General features: G+C 69.8%; 1 protein-coding gene and 1 pseudogene. One reads left to right on the plus strand and one right to left on the minus strand.

Going from position 1 to position 394, the window contains the following annotated elements:
- Nucleotides 1-159: VOC family protein (locus IH13_RS45725; protein ID WP_324605165.1), on the minus strand; the 159-nt coding region annotated here is incomplete at its 3' end.
- A 22-nt stretch (nt 160-181) separates the two neighbouring features.
- On the opposite strand from IH13_RS45725, the pseudogene IH13_RS0106405 reads away from it, so the two are divergent.
- Nucleotides 182-394 (plus strand): annotated as a pseudogene (locus IH13_RS0106405) (zf-CGNR multi-domain protein); the annotation flags it as partial.

Here is a 394-nt window from a genome sequence, read left to right on the forward strand (position 1 = left end):
GGACTCGACGACGGCGGCCTCGGGCACCTGGCCGGCGTCGAGCAGCTCGCCGATGAGGGGGCTGTTGTCCTCGACCTCGTAGCCGAGGGTCTCGGCCCAGAAGTCGGCCTGGGCGTGCGGGTCTCCGGCGTCGATGACGAGTTTCCAGTGCAGTGTCATGGAAACCGTTTATAGTGGTTACATGAGTGAGGGGGCAACCGAAACGCCGGAGCCCGGGCTGATCCTGCGGACACCGCGAGGCCGCGCGTTCCGCTTCGACCCGGGCGCTCTCTGCCTGGAGCTGCTGCTCACCAGCGATCCGGGCGGGCTGCCGTGGTCCTACGAGACGTTGCGCGAGTCCGCCGACCTGGTCCGCTGGGCGGCGGAGAGCCGGCTGCCGGACGGGCTGACGCTC

The organism is Streptomyces sp. NRRL WC-3549 (assembly GCF_000721935.1).
Lineage (GTDB): Bacteria > Actinomycetota > Actinomycetes > Streptomycetales > Streptomycetaceae > Streptomyces.